Annotated in this window: 19 protein-coding genes; 13 read left to right on the top strand and 6 right to left on the bottom strand. The window is 35.4% G+C overall.

Features of this window, described 5'->3' with window-relative positions:
* Positions 1 to 203, bottom strand: a 203-nt coding sequence (locus GXZ13_00520) for a Ppx/GppA family phosphatase (protein NLX74330.1), incomplete at its 3' end; no start/stop codon positions are given.
* Positions 204 to 397: 194 nt separating this feature from the next.
* On the opposite strand from GXZ13_00520, the gene GXZ13_00525 reads away from it, so the two are divergent.
* From GXZ13_00525 to GXZ13_00570, 10 genes are all read left to right on the top strand, one after another.
* Entirely contained in the window at positions 398 to 1543 is a 1146-nt protein-coding gene (locus GXZ13_00525; GenBank protein NLX74331.1) for a glycosyltransferase, read from the top strand.
* 210 nt (positions 1544 to 1753) lie between these two features.
* Positions 1754 to 2461 carry a hypothetical protein gene (locus GXZ13_00530; protein ID NLX74332.1) on the top strand — a complete coding sequence of 236 codons (708 nt, stop codon included), beginning with the start codon at positions 1754 to 1756 and terminating at the stop codon, positions 2459 to 2461.
* A 492-nt stretch (positions 2462 to 2953) separates the two neighbouring features.
* Positions 2954 to 4306 (top strand): chromosomal replication initiator protein DnaA, encoded by a 1353-nt coding sequence (gene dnaA, locus GXZ13_00535; GenBank protein NLX74333.1) that lies wholly within the window; start codon positions 2954 to 2956, stop codon positions 4304 to 4306.
* Between the two features lie 234 nt (positions 4307 to 4540).
* On the top strand, positions 4541 to 5698 hold the full coding sequence (gene dnaN / locus GXZ13_00540) for a DNA polymerase III subunit beta (protein NLX74334.1): 1158 nt from the start codon (positions 4541 to 4543) through the stop codon (positions 5696 to 5698).
* A gap of 1 nt (position 5699) precedes the next feature.
* Positions 5700 to 6758, top strand: a complete 1059-nt coding sequence (locus GXZ13_00545) for a DNA replication/repair protein RecF (protein NLX74335.1) — start codon at positions 5700 to 5702, stop codon at positions 6756 to 6758.
* Complete coding sequence (gene mnmG, locus GXZ13_00550; protein ID NLX74336.1) at positions 6758 to 8635, top strand: tRNA uridine-5-carboxymethylaminomethyl(34) synthesis enzyme MnmG; 1878 nt, start codon at positions 6758 to 6760, stop codon at positions 8633 to 8635. The genes GXZ13_00545 and mnmG overlap by 1 nt, the downstream gene beginning before the upstream one ends.
* Position 8636: 1 nt before the next feature.
* Positions 8637 to 9125 (top strand): DUF721 domain-containing protein, encoded by a 489-nt coding sequence (locus tag GXZ13_00555; protein ID NLX74337.1) that lies wholly within the window; start codon positions 8637 to 8639, stop codon positions 9123 to 9125.
* A gap of 86 nt (positions 9126 to 9211) precedes the next feature.
* Positions 9212 to 9604, top strand: a complete 393-nt coding sequence (locus tag GXZ13_00560) for a Neelaredoxin (protein ID NLX74338.1) — start codon at positions 9212 to 9214, stop codon at positions 9602 to 9604.
* 964 nt (positions 9605 to 10568) lie between these two features.
* Entirely contained in the window at positions 10569 to 11903 is a 1335-nt protein-coding gene (gene ftsZ / locus GXZ13_00565) for a cell division protein FtsZ (GenBank protein NLX74339.1), read from the top strand.
* A gap of 348 nt (positions 11904 to 12251) precedes the next feature.
* A complete protein-coding gene (locus GXZ13_00570) occupies positions 12252 to 12755 on the top strand; it encodes a hypothetical protein (protein ID NLX74340.1) in 504 nt (167 codons plus the stop codon).
* 138 nt (positions 12756 to 12893) lie between these two features.
* Here the strand turns inward: GXZ13_00570 and GXZ13_00575 are convergent, their stop codons facing one another.
* Positions 12894 to 13565, bottom strand: a complete 672-nt coding sequence (locus GXZ13_00575; GenBank protein NLX74341.1) for a YigZ family protein — start codon at positions 13563 to 13565, stop codon at positions 12894 to 12896.
* Positions 13553 to 14050, bottom strand: a complete 498-nt coding sequence (locus tag GXZ13_00580; protein NLX74342.1) for an HIT domain-containing protein — start codon at positions 14048 to 14050, stop codon at positions 13553 to 13555. Before GXZ13_00580 ends, GXZ13_00575 begins: the two co-directional genes overlap by 13 nt.
* A 153-nt stretch (positions 14051 to 14203) precedes the next feature.
* Between GXZ13_00580 and GXZ13_00585 the strand changes: the two genes are divergently transcribed.
* The gene (locus GXZ13_00585) at positions 14204 to 14905 is read left to right on the top strand and encodes a lipid-binding SYLF domain-containing protein (GenBank protein ID NLX74343.1); all 702 of its coding nucleotides are present in this window, start codon (positions 14204 to 14206) and stop codon (positions 14903 to 14905) included.
* 89 nt (positions 14906 to 14994) lie between these two features.
* Here the strand turns inward: GXZ13_00585 and GXZ13_00590 are convergent, their stop codons facing one another.
* Together GXZ13_00590 and GXZ13_00595 are read right to left on the bottom strand one after the other, a co-directional pair.
* Positions 14995 to 15309 carry a hypothetical protein gene (locus tag GXZ13_00590; GenBank protein ID NLX74344.1) on the bottom strand — a complete coding sequence of 105 codons (315 nt, stop codon included), beginning with the start codon at positions 15307 to 15309 and terminating at the stop codon, positions 14995 to 14997.
* 15 nt (positions 15310 to 15324) lie between these two features.
* Positions 15325 to 16068, bottom strand: coding sequence for a GNAT family N-acetyltransferase (locus tag GXZ13_00595; protein NLX74345.1), 744 nt, complete (start codon positions 16066 to 16068; stop codon positions 15325 to 15327).
* A gap of 85 nt (positions 16069 to 16153) precedes the next feature.
* Here GXZ13_00595 and GXZ13_00600 point away from each other — a divergent pair, with 85 nt between their 5' ends.
* Positions 16154 to 16585 (top strand): translation initiation factor, encoded by a 432-nt coding sequence (locus GXZ13_00600; protein ID NLX74346.1) that lies wholly within the window; start codon positions 16154 to 16156, stop codon positions 16583 to 16585.
* Positions 16586 to 16666: 81 nt separating this feature from the next.
* Here GXZ13_00600 and GXZ13_00605 read toward each other — a convergent pair whose 3' ends face one another.
* A complete protein-coding gene (locus tag GXZ13_00605; GenBank protein NLX74347.1) occupies positions 16667 to 17359 on the bottom strand; it encodes a serine acetyltransferase in 693 nt (230 codons plus the stop codon).
* Between the two features lie 642 nt (positions 17360 to 18001).
* Between GXZ13_00605 and tuf the strand changes: the two genes are divergently transcribed.
* The coding region (tuf, locus tag GXZ13_00610; protein ID NLX74348.1) for an elongation factor Tu at positions 18002 to 18244 on the top strand (243 nt) is incomplete at its 3' end.

Here is an 18244-nt window from a genome sequence, read left to right on the forward strand (position 1 = left end):
GCTTTCGCCATCTGCACATAGTTCACTGCTTCTAAAAGAGTTCTTTCAATCGCCTCTTTTCCCAGAGAACCGTCTTTCTGCAGTCCTTCTCCAAGTTTTGTTATTTTATTTATGTCTTTTAATATGAATATTTCTCCATTTACTATTTTCGCAATGCAAAGCTTTATTGAGTTTGTTCCGATATCTATAACAGCTTTTATCATTTTCCCCACCTCATGTAAAAATTAAGTTTTTATCTTCTCACCAAAATAAAAAGATGTAAGCAAAAAGCCCTATCAAGGATAGAATATAGCTATATTATATTTTAAAAACTTATCTTAAATAATTATATTTGGAAATACACTGTACACAGTACTTGCATCCACTTGTAAACAAACGAAAGCTGGGGTGGTTAAAGATGAAATCTATTGCGATTTTCTATGCATCGGTTGGAACGGGGCATCGATCGGCAGCGGAAGCACTTAGAGACCAATTCATAGAATCTGTACCAGATGGCTATGTTTTATGCAAAGATATACTTGAATATACTCCAACTTTTTTGCGTTCATTTATTTCCAAAACTTACCTCTTCATGGTTAAACATGCACCTTGGATGTGGGGGATGCTTTACTGCGGATCTGACAAAACTTCCCTTTCTTCTTTTTGTTTTGATAAAATACACACAGTTCTCTGTAAGTTTTTTTTACCTAAAATTGTAACAGAGCTAAGCAAACAACCTATTGACGCGATTTTCTTTACTCACTTTTTTGGGGCCTTGCCCCTCGTAAGAAAAGGAGGAAAAATCCCAATATTTTATGTAAATACGGATTTTTTATGTCATAAATTTCAAATTAGCGGTGAATTTAAAACAACGTTTGTTGCAAGTGCCCTCGCAAAAAATCAGCATCTTGATAAAAACATACATAATGTTGTCTATACAGGCATTCCTATTCCTCCAAAGTACAATACTCTTATATCAAAACAGGAAGCCAGAAAAAAATTAGGCTTTGAAGGCGAAGATAAAATTGTCCTTATAAGCGGTGGCGGCATCGGAGCCAGCTCTATTTATAGCGTAACAAAAGCTCTGGCACCGTACAAAAATATAAAGTTTGTTGTTATCTGTGGCAACAATAATACGTTATATAAAAAGCTTACAGCAGAATTAAAAGGTTATACCAACGTTTTTATTTTAAAATTTATAAAAAATATAGAAGACTACTATGTGGCAGCAGATCTTGGAATTATTAAACCGGGAGGGCTATCTCTGTCAGAAGCTTTGGCAGCACAGCTTCCTCTTTTGCTTATGACACCGATACCGGGACAGGAAAAATTAAATTTTGATTATTTATCCAAAGAAGGCGTCGTAGAAGTATTAGAAAACATGGAGGAAATATATAAAAAGGTAGATAGAATGCTTTATGAACCAGGCTCTCTTGACGAAATGAGGTTAAAAATAAAGTTTTTTTCTCGTCCTTATGCGGCAAGAGATATTTTGGAAAAAGCAAGGGAACAAATTATGGACACAAGAAAACAGGAAAATTCTACCTTTAATAAAAATTCATAAACCTTGCGAGGTACAAGAAAAATCATTTTCTTTTATCTAAACCACATTATATTTTAGGCGTCTTTCAAGCAGAGAAAAGAAAGATTTTTATAAATAAAACACATTTATTGCGCATAGATGCGAAATAAATGTTTTACTCACCACTTTCACTATTTTTTTGTAAAATATACAAATAATAACAAATGACAACAATGAATCGGAGGAGTTTCTATGAAAAAATATATGAATATCATATTATTTCTTTTATTATTTTTCTTCTTTTTCTCTACTCAAACTCATGCGGCACAAAGAGATCAAAAATTTGCAAACGAGGTTGGAGAACAGCTATACGAAATATTGAAACAGCCAGATTCTCTTAAAGTTGTTGTCAACAAAGTGGATTTATGGATAGAGGCAAAGGGTGCTGATATAGACGGAATCAGAGTTGATAACATAGGGATTAGAGCAAAGCTGAAAAAAGGAGTAGACTCTTACGACAAAGAAAATCCAGCAAACTTAATAGAATCATCAGAAGGTGAAATTGTTCTTTTAGAAGCTGATGTAAACAATTATTTCGCAAAAGAAGGTGCAATAAAGGGGTTTTCGGAACTAATTTTTGATTTTACCAGTAAAGGATTCAGCGCAGAGGGTAAATATGCTGCAGAATTTTTGTTCAACTTGACTGTTCCTCTTTCTGCTTCAGGGAAACTTGGAATTGAGAATGACGCAGTCTATTTAAAAGAGACAATATTATCTATACAAGGCATAAGTGCAACAGAGACCATCTCACAGTTTATTGTAAATAAACTTAATCCACTGTTATCTTTTAAAAAAATCCCCTTCCCAATTACGTTTGATAAAATTATTATGAGTGACATCTCTGCCAAAATGACATCTAACCCAAAACCTTTTTCAAAAGGAGCCACCTGGTCTAAATAAATATAAAAAGTAGAATAATGAGTGAAAATAATGAGTGAAGGACTGTTTTCTTGTCCTCTCAACCATTATTCTACTTTTTATTACCCACATGCGTTATCCACTTTTTGTGGATAACGCTTTGCCTTTTACAATCTTTTTCGACCAATCCGTCTTTTTTCCACCTACTTTTTCTATATTTTTTCAAAAGTTGTACAACTATTCTAAAATTTGTATCGTTTTTGATTGCTTTTTTTCCACCAATACACAATAACTGTTGATAAATAGTCCACATTGATTTTTACAGGCTAATTCATATTAATCAAATATTTTCTATTTTCTTTTTATTTAATAATTCATTTTATCATAGTGGGTTATCTTTGTTTTCCACTGAAATTATTTTTCTATTTGTGCATATGTTGATAACTTTTGTGGATTCTATATTTTTTTTTCACAATCATCTCTTTATTCATGATAGAATAAATTTGTTTACTTATATATTCTGAGGTGAGTTGTTTGTCAAAAGAGCTAGATAATATTTGGAATGAATTTACGTCATACTGCGTAGAGAGGCTGTCTGATATTGACTCTGCTGTAAAAACTTATTTAGACACATGTCTGCCGCTTTCTCTAGAAGATGGGGTTCTTGTGTTAGACGTTCCTACACCATTTGCAAGAGAACAAATCAAAAAAAGATTTTTGCCACAAATGAAAGAACTTCTGCAGGAGACGAGATTTGGGTCTGATATAAATATCGTGGTCAGCGAGGACATAAAGAAGGATACAGAAGCAGAAGTAAGGGCTGTCGCTGTTACGGAGTCTGGCAGAATCTCTACCAAAAAAAATGGCCTAAATCCAAATTATATTTTCTCTACCTTTGTTGTTGGAAAATCTAATCGTCTTGCGGACGCTGCTTGCCTTGCCGCAGCAGAAGCACCAGGTGCTGCTTATAACCCCCTTTTCATATGGGGAAAAGTTGGACTAGGAAAAACTCATCTCATGCACGCAATCGGAAATCATGTCCAAGAAAATAAAACAGATGCAAAAATTCTTTATGTAACTGCAGAAAATTTTACAAATGATTTTATTTCCGCAATTAGAAATAAGAGTTTTGCTTTTGAGGATTTTCGTTCTCGTTATCGTAATCTTGATGTTTTAATGATAGACGATGTCCAATTTTTAGGCATTGGGGATAAGGGTGCTACACAGGAAGAGTTGTTTCATGTATTCAACACACTTTACAACGCGAAAAAACAAATAGTTATAAGCTGTGATAGCCCTCCAAAAGAAATAAATGGAATTGAAGAAAGGCTGGTTTCTCGTTTTGGGTGTGGTCTTGTTGCAGACATACAGCCACCTGATTTGGAAACGAGAATGGCAATACTTCAACAAAAAGCTGAAGACAAAAAGTATAATATTCCAGAAGATGTAATTATATTTATAGCGCAAAATATTCCAAGCAATATTAGAGAATTAGAAGGAGCTTTGAATAAAACTGTTGCATGCTCTGAATTTAATAATGAACCAATGTCAATTGAAAATGTTTCTTTATGGTTGAAAGATCTTTTAAGAGACTCAAATTCAGGTCCAATTAATATTGGACTTATACAAAAACTAGTTTCCGAAACTTTTGCTATACCTATAGAAGACCTTCTATCCCAAAATAGATCAGCAGAGCTCGCTTTAGCACGTCAGATAGCAATGTATATTGCTAGAAATAAAACATCGGAGAGTTTACAACAAATAGGATATGCTTTTAATAAAAAAGATCACACCACAGTTATTCATGCTTGTAAAAAAATAGAAGGTCTTTTGGAGAAAGATCTTCGCGTTCGTTCATTTGTGGATAACATTGTAAGTAAGTTGTAGAATCTTTGTTGTTTTTCTGTGAATAATTATTGAGTTATAAACATGTTTTTTTAGTTTTTCTTTTTTTTGTGAATTTTGTGGATTTCTTTCTTAATTATTTGTTTTGTTATCCACCTTTATAATAAAGGCCTATACTTATTTTTTTATATTTTTCCACATATACACGCTCCCTACTGTTACTGTTACTATTTTTTTATATAATAAAATAAAAGAAATAATAGAGGAGGTCGCCCTATGAAGTTAGAAATTAACAAAAAACAATTCCTTCAAAGTTGGAGTCTTGCAGAAAGAAGTTCTTCTGCAACAAGTACTATGAGTATCCTTTCTTCTGTATTAATAAAGGCTTCTTTTGATGAAGTTACTCTTCATGCTACTGATATTAGAACTTCTATTGTTTGTAAAGCAGAAGGAGTAACGGTAATAGAGCCGGGGGAAGCGGTTTTTCCAATAAAAATGGTTGGAGATCTTTTTAAAAAAGCACCAGGAGATGAATACTTAGTTTCTGTAGAAGAAGGAAGAGTTATATTAACAGCGGGGCGCAGTAAGTATAAATTTAGTACTTTTCCAGTAAGAGAGTTTCCTACATTACCTGAATCAAAAGATGCTAAATATTTTTGTTCTATATACGCAGGTGATTTTCTAAAGGTACTTGAAGAAGGAACATTGGCAGCATCAGCAGGAGAAGAATTTCCTCTTTATTTATCTTCTGCAAATTTTCAGATAACAGAAGGTTTTTTAAACGTTGTTTCCACAGATACAAGAAGGCTTGCTCTTTCTTCTGTTCCTGTAGAAGAAGCAGAAGAAGGAACATTTTCGCTTCTGCCAATGAAAGGAGTAAAAGAGGTTCAAAGAATTATGGGATCTCTAAATCCGGAAACACAAATAAAAATTCTTTATAACGAAGCTCAGTTTTATTTTGTTACGGAAAATATAGAATTTTCTGTAAGAAGAGTAGAATCAAAATTTCCACCATATGAGAAAATATTACCAAAAGGACATTCAACAGTAGTAAAGATTGATAGAGGCGAGCTCATTTCTGCTCTTGAAAGAGTGGACATTATAGTAAGAGATTATAATAGAATGGTCATATTAGAGCTAAAAGAGAATGAAACCCTTGTAATGCGAGGAAAAGCTCCTGACTTGGGATTGGCCAAAGAGGAAGTAGAGGCAGAAATAAAGGGAGACTCTTTAAAAATTGCAGTAAATTCTAAATTTTTTATGGAAGCTTTGAAGGTTTTAAGAGATCCTTATGTTGTTCTGGGATTTAATGGACCTACTGGGCAAATGACAGTAAAAAAAGTAGGCGAAGAAAGCTTTATTTGTTTGATTGCTCCCATAAACATGTCAGAAGAAGAACAAAATATGGATACTATGGAATCATCAGAAGAGTAAAATGGGTTTTAAAAGAGTAAGATTTAATAATTTTAGAAATTTAGAATCCCGGGAGATTAAATGGTTCCCGGGATTAAATTTACTAACGGGAACTAATGGTTCAGGAAAAACCAATATATTGGAAGGTATAAATATGATCTCCGGTTGGGGCCCTTTAGAAAGAGGAACAAAAACAAACTCTCTTCCTACGTGGAATAGCGGAACGACAGAGGTTCAATTAACAGGACAATTGGATGAAGAAGAGATAATAAAAGTAAAGATAGCGGGCAGATATATATTACGAATTGATGATTCTGTTATAAGTGCAACAGATCTTAGATGGAAAATACCGGTACTTTCTTTTCTTCCAAATGACATGTCAATAATAGAGGGATCCTCTTCTTACAGGCGCAGACTGATTGACATGATTTTAATTTTAATTATTCCTTCATACTCATTAAGACTTTGTGATTATAGAAGAGGAATAAGACAGAAATCAGCATTGTTAAAACAGGGAAAATCAACAGAACTTATAGACAGAGTATTAAATCCACTGGCAACATGGATTTGGAAAATGAGAGAAGAAGCAGTTATATTACTGACAGAATGCATAAGAGGGCAAGAAAATCTTTTGCCAGATAAAGGAATAACCTTCTTTCTTAAAAGAGGGGGTTCAGCACAGACAGAAAATATAGAAGACGACTTCCTTTTTTCTTTATTAAAAAATAAAGAAAAAGAAAAAATAATGAAAATTCCTATTGTTGGACCACACAGAGACGATATAATTATAAAAACAGAAGAAAAAAATGTCGCACATTCATTGAGCAGGGGATACAGACGGCGAATTGCTATTGCCATGATTCTTGCAGCAACAGATGGAGTTAGGCGCAAGCTGGGAAGAGCTCCAGTCTTATTGTTGGATGAAGTGACAGCGGAGCTTGATTTAGAGGGAAAAGAACTTTTATTTGATGCATTATTGAAAAGAAATACTCAGGTTTTCGCGGCAACAGCGGAGCCTACAGCTTATGATTTTCCTGGAGAGAAATATACTGTTATCAAGGGAAGAGTGATAAAAAATTAATGCAAATTGATGATAAATACGAAGTAATTGTGGTTGGAGGGGGACATGCAGCTTGTGAAGCAGCCCTAGCTTCATCGAGGATAGGAGCAAAAACGTTGTTGCTAAATTTAAATTTAGACAACATCGCATATATGCCCTGTAATCCTTCAATTGGTGGTCCGGCAAAAGGGCACCTTGTGAGAGAAATAGATGCATTGGGAGGAGAAATCGCGAAGGCAGCAGATGCGTCTACACAACATCTACGTTGGCTCAACACATCAAAGGGTCCCGCCGTTAAAACGTTGCGTGCTCAATGTAATCCAAGACTTTATAGTGATTACTATAGAAGAAAACTACTAAATGAGAAAGAATTAGATATTTATCAAGCAGAAGTAACAGACGTAATGATAGAAAAAGGAGAAATAAAAGGAGTAAAAATAAAAACCGGACAACAGTTTTACTCAAAAACAGTTATTATTGCGACAGGAACATACCTTGGATCTAAAATACACATAGGATTAACTTCATATAAATCTGGGCCGATTGGACAAATAGCAGCAACAGAATTTGCAAGAAATTTTAAAAAAACCGGACTTGAAATAGGAAGATTACGAACAGACACAACTCCCAGATTAAAAATGGACACAATAAACTGGGACATTCTTGAAAAGCAGAAAAGCATTAGTGAACCGGCCTGTTTCTCCTACTTCGGAGAAAAAAAGGTTTATGAGGGAATGTTTTGTGGCCTTACAAGAACAAATGAACAAACCCACGAAATTATAAGAAAATATTTTCCACAATCTCCAATAGTTCAAGGGACTCTTGACTCTCTTGGACCGAGATATTGCCCTTCTATAGACGATAAAATCATAAAATTTCCAGAAAAAGAGACACATCCTATTTTTCTAGAGCCAATAAGTTTAGAAAGCCAAGAAGTTTACATGCAAAACTTTTCAACATCAATGTGTGTAGAGGCACAAATTGAGGCTGTCCAAACAATCAAGGGTTGTGAAAGTGCAGAAATATTGCGCCCTGGCTACTCAATTGAATATGATTATGTACAACCTACGCAGCTGGAGGCATGGCTTGAGACAAAAAACATAAAAAACCTCTTCTTGGCTGGACAGATAAATGGTACTTCCGGATATGAGGAAGCCGGAGCACAGGGGTTAATAGCAGGAATAAACGCAGCTCTTATAGCAAAAAACAAGCACCCCGTTGTATTAACAAGAAATCTCGCCTATATAGGTGTTCTAATTGATGACCTTATAACTAAGGGGACAAACGAACCATATCGTATGTTTACAAGTAGATGTGAATATAGACTCCTGCTTCGGCATGATAATGCAGATGAAAGACTTGCACAGCTAGGGTATGAGATTGGTTTAAATTCTGAAGACATTTGGGAAAAGTATCAGAAAACATGGAATCTTATAAAAGGGGAAAAAGAACGCTTAGAAAATATTAAAATAGCGCCTACAGAAAAAAACAATGAAATCCTGCGGGGTGCAGCCTCTTCCCCAATTTCCGAAAAAATATCAGCTTTAAGTTTATTAAAAAGACCGGAAATAAATTGGGAAATACTAGCGAGCATGACCGATACAAAAGTAAACAATGAACAGGGTGAAAAGATAGCCATCTCTTTAAAATATGAGGGATATATTGAAAGACAAAAAAAACAAGTAAAAAAAATGGAAAAAATGGAAAAGTTGAAAATCCCAAAAGACTTTGATTTTTCATCAATACCGAGTCTTTCTGCAGAAGGGAAGCAAAAATTTCTGAGAGCTCTCCCAAGAACATTGGGACAAGCCTCAAGGATTTCGGGAGTTCCTCCGACAGACATCCAGCTTCTATGGGTTGCAATAGAAAATAGAAGAAGATCGGCAATAGGAGAATAGAATGAACAGGTATAAAAAAATAGGGGAGTTCATAGAAAAACAAAACTCAAATCCGGTAAACGATTATGAAAAATTCTCAATACTGGAAGCAAATTGGAATAAACTGATTGGCCCCCCGCTTTCAGATAGAACTGCCCCCGTTTCTTGTGATTTTTCTGAAGAGGGAATGAAAATAACTATAAATGTTGAAGATCACGGACTATTACAGGCTATAAATTTTAGGCGACATGTATTTTTGAAAGTTTTAAAAAAATATTTTTCAAGAGAGGATATTTCAGTCGAAATAAAAGCAGGAAAAATTGTAAGACAGGGAAAAGCAAAAGGACCAAAGCCTGATCATATGCGTAGAGCCCCTGTATTTTATTCTGAAGAAGCTCTAAAAAATGAAACGGAGTACTTAATGAATGAAAATGAATTAGAATTTGAAATAGCAGAACCCTTAGCAAAATTAAAATTAACGGTTGAAAAATTGAAAAAGAGAAACAACTAAACAAAATTCCATAAAAAAGCCTACAAGTAAATGAAACATTGTATTAATATAATAAGAGAGAAGTAAACAAAAAGGGAGGAATATCTATGAAATTAGGAGATAATATACAGAGCGGAGATTTTAAAGGAGAAAAACATGTTCCGGTTTTGGAGTTTCCAGAAAAAGTAAAATCAGGAGAACTGATTAAAATCAGTGCAAGTGTTGGCAAGGAAATCTCACATCCAAACACTCCGCAGCATTATATTGCGTGGATGCAGTTTTTTTATAAATCGGATGATGGGAAGTTTATTACCGAGCTGGGGAAAACTATTTTTGCATCACATGGAGAATCAGCAAACCCGGCAGAAACAGGCTCTTCCGCAACAGAACCAAGCTGTTCAGTTATGGTAAGGTTAACAAAATCTGGAACTATAATTGCACAAAGCTATTGCAACATTCACGGTTTATGGGAGTCTTCTCAGAGAATAATTGTAGAATAGCTAGATAATTATAAAAAATAATTATATGTAAATAGCGAAGCTCAAAAAGAGCTTCGCTATTTTTTTATAAAGCGAATGACTTTAAAAATAAAAAAAAGCTAAGGAAAATAATCACAGGGTTATCCACAAAAAAAGCAGTTATTTTACAAAAATTATGATATACAGTGCGAAAAAGTAGAGTTGGTCACAAACATATCCACACAATGTGCATAAAGTGGTAAAAAATATGTGGAAAAGCTATCCTGTATTTTTATTTGTGCCAGAGTGTGTTTGTAAAAAAATAGAGCAGTTTATTCACAAAATTCATAAAAAATTTTAAAATCTTAGCAAAAAATAAACATCTAAACAACTTACCTGCTTTCCATCTCATTACACAGAAAGATGATCCCAATTTTTATACAGCAAAAGGAAACTCCATCTTAAATTGAAACAAAAAACAAATAAAAACAGGAATAAAAACGACTATGCATAAACAAGCCTTAGAAAAACTAAAGGACACCTCCTTGCCCCTAAAACACGCAAATAAATAGATTTAGCTATAGGGACTACCTTTAATATAAAAGGCTCCATTTTTCTTTTCTTTTTTTATTTATAAAACAAGTAAATCTTAAAGAAAAAGAGTTTAATGATGTTGATTTATGTTGACCAATATTTTAAGATTTCCATATAATTTTTCTTTTCAATCTCGAAATACTGTTTATAATTGTTTCTAAACGACAGAAAAGTACGAAGGAAAAATGATTATATGTGGGTCAGAACAGTCTTTTTCGATTTTTGTAATAGAAGTTAATCTGTTTTTTTGTTTTAATTTTTCTTTATTTTAAATATAATATGCTCTAGTTGTTTAAATAATTTAAATGTGTTGAGGAAAGCAATAAAAACTTTTTTTATAATTTAAAATAATTAAAATATGAATTATTCTTGTTAAAAGATATTTTATAAAAACAGAATCTATAGTGTTATAATGAAAAACAATGGATATACATTAACCGCGAAAGAGGTGTGTGTTTTGGGTGGCCAAGCCGAGAGGGTTTACTACAGAGATGATAATTTCATCGTAGAGAAGGTTGAGCCTTCTTTTTCCCATAATCCAGCAGCAGAAAAACGCCTAAGCAGAGAAGTAATAAAGGTTATTGCAGTTGGCGGTGGTGGAGGCAACGCGCTAAACCACATCATTAGAAAGGGTTTAAAAGGGATAGACCTTATTGCTGCAAATACAGATTTAAATGATTTAGATAGATCATTGGCAGAATATAAAATAATTCTTGGAGAAACTCTTACAAGAGGCCTTGGAGCTGGGGCAATTCCAGAAGTTGGAGAGGCTGCTGCCAAAGAATCTCTTCCTCAGATACGTGCGGCACTGGAAGGTGCTGATATGGTTTATCTTACGGCAGGAATGGGCGGCGGGACCGGTACGGGTGGAATCCCTGTGATAGCCCGCGTTGCAAAGGAAATGAACATTCTTACCGTAGCAGTTGTAACAAAACCTTTTTCTTTCGAAGGAGCACGTAGAAAACGCTATGCAGAAGAAGGGATAGAGAAACTTCGTCCTCACGTGGATGCTTTAATCGTTGTTCCAAATGACAGACTTTTAGAGCTCGCACAAGAACAAACCTTGTTATTAGAATCTTTCGCACTGCCTGATGAATACTTATGTCAAGCAATTCAAGGCGTCACAGATCTCGTTACTCATCCCGGTCTTGTTAACTTGGATTTTGCTGACCTCAAAACCGTTATGAAAGAAGCAGGATTAGCGGTTATGGGTGTAGGCAGAGCATCAGGAGAAGAAAGAATGCTCAAGGCTGTCCGAATGGCACTGGAGAGTCCCTTGATGGAATTCAAGGCCAACGCAGCAAGAGGTCTTCTTATGAACATAATCAGTGCAGATGACCTAGGATTACACGAAGTACAAGAGGCTGCAAATTATATACAAGATATTCTAGCCGAAGACGTTACCTTTGTTTGGGGATGTGCCGTAGATACATCTCTCGACGGAGCGGTTGAAATAGTATTGATAGCCACCGGTTTTGATGAAACAGTTCAAATCCCTAATAAAACAAAAATGCAATCGCGGATTCATCGACAGAACATTCCAAAAGAAAAAAAAGAAGAAGCGGTTTATACTGCTGAAACAACGACATTAAATGTACAGGAAGAACAGCAAGAACCAGAGGTGGTTCTATCCTATTCTCCGGCTTGGCTTGAAGAGAGATCTTCACAAGAAGGAATAATAAGAATAAAAGAAGAAAGTTTTGATTTGCCAACTTTTACAAGGTTGGGTAAAACTCTCCATAAATAAAAATAAATTTAAAAGATAAAAAACATAAAAGACGTTGCTTAGGCAACGTCTTTTATGCTTTAAGGCTGCATAAAGAATTATTTCATTATATATAGAACAAAGAAATTAAGGGAAAATCCCTGAAAACCAGTTACATCCGGTAGTTATGAGATAGGGTATTTTTTCGTTAATTGAAAAAAAGAGTAAAAAAGAAAAGATAATCACTATCTGGCATTATAAAGGTCAGTAAAAATCAATCTCTTTAAACACAAATATAATGAATAAAAAAGGTAAAAAAGTTATATTTTTTAAGAAAATCGGTGAGATATCAGTGATATAATCAAACCGTTTTGAAAAAGTTGGGAGGAAATGAGATTGATAGAAAATACGGCGGCAGAATTTGACTATGAGATATGTAATGAAAGAATGAGACCTATTGCGGAGGCTTTAATAAGTAAATATAGAGAGCTTCAACATATACAGGCTGATAAAATTTTGTTTGTTTTAAACTACAAAAACTCTGGTAATAAGAGGCAAATGGTGCTCGCAAAAACAAGCCGTATCTCGCCGAAATGGACAGAAATACTCTATCAACTTGGTTCTTATTCATATTTTCATACTATAGAAATTTATGCCAAGACAACGGCATCAATGGATGAAAATCAAAAAATAGCACTTCTATATAGAGAACTTCGCCGCATCGGCCCTGAAGGAGAAATCCTTGTGCCAGATGTACATGATTGGTGGCAAGTTTTAATGGGTCTTGGACGAAATTGGTTCTATCCCGAGCAACCCTGTCCTAATCTCTTAGATGAAGGAATAGACTGGAAAAAGCTTATGGGACAATATTATGAACAGCCGGAGAACAACTAAGCTAATAATTAAAGAGGTTATTACACTTCCATTTATAACTGGAAATGGCTATTTATAAACGTGTGGGAATAAATAAAAAATAGAGAAGTAAATAATCAATAGAAAATCGAAAGAGGTATATTGATTTTAATAATTTAATTAACCTAATTTGGCACGAATAAGCGGCTCTTCGTGCCAAATTAAATTTGTAAGAAGTTTTCTTGCAAGCATCTCTTCAAGTAACGGTGTAACCTCTCCTCGTAAGGAGCATGGAACTTCTATGCTATATTTAACGTCTGCAACATATTCGACAGATATTCGCTCTTCCGGGATCGATAATTGGCGCAGGGTATTGGTCATAGTTTTTGAATGATCATAGCCGCATGTGAACTGTAATAAATGGTGGAACTCCATTTCAACATGACCAGCTTTTTCTATCGTAAGCTCTGAAGTTTCAGAGTATGCATCTATAAGCCCTCGCACTCCAAGCTTTGTTCCGCCAAAGAAACGTGTTACGACAAGAAGTGTATTATCAAGAGAATATTTCTTTAAAGCTCCTAAGATTGGGCGCCCCGCAGTGCCTGATGGTTCCCCATCATCTGAACTATGTTCAAGGGTATCATTTATTCCAATACGGTAAGCCCAGCAGTAATGAGTCGCATTTGGAAAGAGAGAAGATATCTCTTTTATTTGGGAAGCAGCATCCTTTTCAGTTAGAATTGTGCGAATAGACCCAATAAAGCGAGATTTTTTAATTGTCTGTTCTATGTCTATTTCACTGCGAGGCGCGTTAAAAACACAGTTTTTAGCGTCAAAATTTATTTTGGCCATATTTCTTTTAAGCGACTCCAAGTTGATAAAAGAGCTTCGGATATAACCTTTACTTCTCCTACTATCGGCATAAAATTGGTGTCTCCTTCCCATCGAGGAACGATGTGTAAATGGAGATGCTGTTCAATTCCAGCTCCGGCAGCTTTTCCCAAATTCATACCCATATTGAATCCATCCGGATTCATAAGTATTTTTAGTGCAGAAATGGCTTTTTGTGCAATGGCTGTCATCTCACTTGTTTCTTCTAAAGAAAGTTCAGTAAAATCAGATACATGACGAAAAGGAACGACCATAAGATGTCCGGAATTATAAGGAAAAGCGTTGAGAATAACAAAATTAAATTCTCCACGGTAAACAATAAGATGTTTTTCGTCATCATTAATAGCCGGGAAATCACAAAAAATACAAGTTCTCTCATTTTGTGTAGGTTTATCAGAAGCAGAACACACATATTGTTTCCGCCAAGGTGCAAAAATAGAATCCATGAAATACCACCTTTTATAATATAAAAATTTGCTACACTTCATATTATAATGCTTTCTGTTTAATAAATATAAACAGTATAAAATACTTAGATGTTACAAGGACATACAGTATATAATATAAACCTGAGTTTTAAGAAGAAAAGAGGGATTTTTATGAGGTTTGGCAAGAAACTTTTTATATTCACATTGCTTGTTTCAGCAATAATGTTCTCGAGCCACGCAGCTTTTGCAGAAAAAGCTCACGAAAGAAGAATAAGACTTGCAACCGATCTTATTGAGACGATGACATCTGAATCCGATGCTGATAGTTTAGGCAATGTAATAAAATCTGGACGCGGCGTAGCAATATTTCCAGCAGTAACAAAGGGTGGCCTTATTGTTGGAGGACAGACAGGAGAGGGAGTTGTGTTTATTCGCAACAAAAATGGCACTTGGTCTGGACCTGCATTTATGGGAATATCCGGTGCGTCGTTCGGTTTGCAAATAGGCGTTCAGTCAGTTGGGCTTGTTCTTGTTATTACTAATGAAGAAGGACTCAGAGCGTTTACAGGCGGAAACAGTTTTAAATTAGGAGCTGGTGTTTCGGTTGCAGCTGGTCCTGTTGGGCGCAATGCCTTAGCAGCTACTGACGGGAGAGCAAAGGCTTCCATTTACAGCTATTCCGTTTCAAAAGGGCTTTATGCGGGAATTTCATTGGACGGATCTGTTATTAACCAAAATAGAGACGCAAACAAAGCCTATTGGGGTCGTGCCATTTCTGCCTCTGCTGCTCTCAAAAGACCAGCCACGGACAAAAAAGTTGCCCCTCTTATTGCAGCACTAAAAAAGTTAATAATGAAAGCGAAAGATTTATAAAAGCAGTATAAGGTTATTAATGTAGTATAAGAAATAAATACGCGAGGCGCTTGAAAATATTGATTCTCGCTTTTAAAACATTATAAAAATTACTTTTTACAGTCAAAAGGGCAACTGCCACAGGAATTTGGGTCACAGGTTGATTCGGATGAAGCGTGGTCGTGTTGCCCACACTTTTTACCATCAAAGATAATATCGTAAATGGGAAGGTATATTTTAAGTAAGGCTTCTACGCGATTCTCACATTCTTTGTCATCGCAGATCCCAAGGCTTTTTTTAATAGAGGACGCATCCTTCTCTCCTCTCATTATCTCCTTAAGCACCATATTTTTTGTAACATTGCTTTTATCGCATATCACAAAACTTGCCGGAACTTCTTTCATTAGCTGTTCTATCTCTTTCATATAAACCACCTCAACTTATAACGTTCTCATGGGAACACTGTATAAAGAATCGAACCCAAAATTATTGTAAAAGGGTTCTCCCTGTTCTGTAGCAAGTAAAACAAAAATTTCATATGTACGAAAAGCGACACTCGCTAAGGTGCCCACAAGGCGATGTGCAAAACCCTGTCTTCTAAATTCGGGAAGTGTGGAAAAATAATAGAGTCCACAAGCTTCTTCGCTATAATGAATTAATCCGGAAGAAACGGCAACGTCGCAATGTTTAAGAACATAAAGCTTATTTTTTTTGCAGTTTATCAGTTGTTCTGTAAAAGTTATATAATTTTCAGCGACGGGCGTGTTTTCTCCGAATCCTGCCCAAGATGCACCGGCCCATATTTCTGCTTCTGCCGCATTTTTTATTTCTATAACTGAGACATCAGAGAGATGCTCTTTCTTTTTTTCAAGCGACATGGCCGTATAGATATGTTTTTTAGTCAAACCGGAAGATTCCAGCATATTTGAATAATTCAAATCACAGTTGTAAAGCTCCGGTACTATAAATGGAGTAGCACTATTTTTTAAAATGAATAAAGCGTCATCAATTTCTTTTTTATTTGTTGATGGATTAAAAACCACATAGTTATCGTCTTCTGATGGAATTCCGGACAAAGAGATAAGGGACCCAGAAGGAAGAATCTGTAGTCTTCCTCCGGGAAGATTTCCTAACATCGTTACTGTTGAAAGAAAATTTTCTTTAAAAATAGACTTTTTATCCACTCAAGCAACACGCCCTAGAAAATTTTTTGCAATTATAATTTATAATTATAGTATACCTATAGCAGCACAAAAAGGAGCAATTCTCTTGGCAAAAAAGAAAAAAACAAAAATAACGTCCGACGAAAATATTTCTATTGGAGCGGGTAGCGAGTTTTCTCTTCCCCTGGCATCTTTATTTGGCCAAAATATCCACAAAAAAGAAGAAAAAGTCGAGAAAAAGGCAGATAAAGGCAATAAGTCTGGCCAAATTGAAGAAGAATTGTATTCTCTTTTACAAAAAATATCTAAAGTTATCTTGCGCAGAAGAACCTCCGGATTTGGCGGCAAAACTGTAGTTCAACTTACTCTTCCACAGGGGTGCAACATCGAACTTGCAATGCTGGCTAAAGAGATAAGGAAAGCTTTAGGTTGCGGCTCAAGAGTCGAAAAGGGAGAGATTCTTTTGCAGGGAGATATTTGCGATAGAGCGGAAGAATGGCTCTACAAAAAAGGAGTAAAGAAGGTCCAAATAGGCTAACCCTTCTTTAATTTTTAGAAAATTTATCAGGCGACAACATATTTGTATTATTTATTCTTGTTTTACTTACGCGTCAAAAACTTATTTCTGTTGATCCTCATTTTTAGCTGTGCTTTGCGTACTTTTTAAATGCATCAACTCTTCTTTTAGTGATTCAAGCTCTTTTTCAAGGCGTTGTACCTTAGTTTCTGTAATTTCCGAACTGTCGGAAGCATTTTGTTCTTGCAAACGCTTTCCGTCAATCTTTATCGTTCTTGCCCTCATGCCGGTAACTGTTGCATTCTCCGGAACATCTTTTAGGACAACACTGTTTGCCCCTATGCGCGAATAATTGCCAATTTTTATGGGTCCTAGAATTTTCGCTCCACTTCCCACAAAAACGTTAGAACCCAGTATAGGATGCCTCTTGCTCCCCTTGTCTTTTCCAGTTCCGCCGAGCGTTACCCCCTGATAAATGGTAACGTTATCCCCTATTTCTGAGGTTTCCCCAATTACAACACCGGCACCGTGATCAATAAAAAAGCCCTTGCCTATTTTTGCTCCCGGATGTATCTCAATCCCTGTCCACCAACGTACAACGAGAGATAAGAACCTAGGAAGAACAGGTATATGAAGAGTAGTGTGCATAAAATGGAAAACCCTGTGAAACTGTATTGCCAAAAAACCGGGGGTGCATAAAAGAATCTCCAGAAATCCCTGTATTCCGTGGCGAAGGGCAGGGTCATTATCCATAGCTGCCATATAATCACTTTTGATATATTCCCAAATTTTCATAAAAATCACTCCTGATTTTCAAAATAACAAGCCCTGTCTTTACGACAGGGCTTATACTATAAATATTCTAAATTAATGACTGTCGCTGTTATGAACGCAACGACAATTTGCCGTGCGGTTTATTAAAACAAGTAACCCTCCGGACAGCAACAAAATACTATTTTTATTTCGTGTGAAGTCATATAGGTGAACATAAAACGTATTATAACCCATATATCAATAATGGCAAGTCAAGGGAAATGAGAGAGGCAAGGGCAATCTAATAAATATGCTTCTTTATATATAACTAATATTTTTTATATATATGATATACATAATTCTTGCTTTCTTTATTGAAAAACTGTTAAAAGTTACTTATTATATAAACAGATTCAATAGAATTTGATGAAATTAAAGGACAACTTTCTTCTCTTTTCATTAAAAAATGAGAAAGGAAGTGCATTTTCTCTAATGCTTATATGGACAAAATAAAAAATATTGTTAGAATAGTGGTCGGAGGCTTGCATTTCGAAAACTCATATTGTATAATCCAAAGACTCGTGTTTTAGAGATCCGCCTCTTGATAGCGGGTCTCTTTTATTTGGAAAAAATATGCCCGCATGGCACAAAAAAACGGATATATAATTAGGGAGGAAAGAAACAATGGCAAAGGAACATTTTGTACGTAATAAGCCCCACCTTAACATTGGAACGATAGGACACATTGACCATGGTAAGACGACCTTGACAGCGGCGATCACGAAGACGCTTGCTCGTAAAAACGAGGCTGCCTTCATACCATATGACATGATTGACAAGGCCCCAGAAGAAAGAGATCGCGGGATCACGATCAACATCTCACACGTTGAATATGAGACAGACAACCGTCACTATGCACATATCGAC

The sequence above is a fragment of the Synergistaceae bacterium genome (genome assembly GCA_012728235.1).
Taxonomy (GTDB): Bacteria; Synergistota; Synergistia; order Synergistales; family Synergistaceae; genus JAAYFL01.

Excerpts from the sequence above, each read along its gene's own strand:
- GXZ13_00530 (NLX74332.1), top strand. The coding sequence starts at position 1,754 with ATGAAAAAATATATGAATATCATATTATTTCTTTTATTATTTTTCTTC.
- GXZ13_00580 (NLX74342.1), bottom strand. The coding sequence starts at position 14,050 with ATGGATTCTATTTTTGCACCTTGGCGGAAACAATATGTGTGTTCTGCT.
- GXZ13_00555 (NLX74337.1), top strand. The coding sequence starts at position 8,637 with ATGAACAGGTATAAAAAAATAGGGGAGTTCATAGAAAAACAAAACTCA.
- GXZ13_00605 (NLX74347.1), bottom strand. The coding sequence starts at position 17,359 with ATGAAAATTTGGGAATATATCAAAAGTGATTATATGGCAGCTATGGAT.
- GXZ13_00590 (NLX74344.1), bottom strand. The coding sequence starts at position 15,309 with ATGAAAGAGATAGAACAGCTAATGAAAGAAGTTCCGGCAAGTTTTGTG.
- dnaN (NLX74334.1), top strand. The coding sequence starts at position 4,541 with ATGAAGTTAGAAATTAACAAAAAACAATTCCTTCAAAGTTGGAGTCTT.
- GXZ13_00575 (NLX74341.1), bottom strand. The coding sequence starts at position 13,565 with ATGGCCAAAATAAATTTTGACGCTAAAAACTGTGTTTTTAACGCGCCT.
- ftsZ (NLX74339.1), top strand. The coding sequence starts at position 10,569 with ATGAAAAACAATGGATATACATTAACCGCGAAAGAGGTGTGTGTTTTG.
- GXZ13_00585 (NLX74343.1), top strand. The coding sequence starts at position 14,204 with ATGAGGTTTGGCAAGAAACTTTTTATATTCACATTGCTTGTTTCAGCA.
- GXZ13_00525 (NLX74331.1), top strand. The coding sequence starts at position 398 with ATGAAATCTATTGCGATTTTCTATGCATCGGTTGGAACGGGGCATCGA.
- GXZ13_00545 (NLX74335.1), top strand. The coding sequence starts at position 5,700 with ATGGGTTTTAAAAGAGTAAGATTTAATAATTTTAGAAATTTAGAATCC.
- mnmG (NLX74336.1), top strand. The coding sequence starts at position 6,758 with ATGCAAATTGATGATAAATACGAAGTAATTGTGGTTGGAGGGGGACAT.
- GXZ13_00570 (NLX74340.1), top strand. The coding sequence starts at position 12,252 with ATGAGATTGATAGAAAATACGGCGGCAGAATTTGACTATGAGATATGT.
- GXZ13_00560 (NLX74338.1), top strand. The coding sequence starts at position 9,212 with ATGAAATTAGGAGATAATATACAGAGCGGAGATTTTAAAGGAGAAAAA.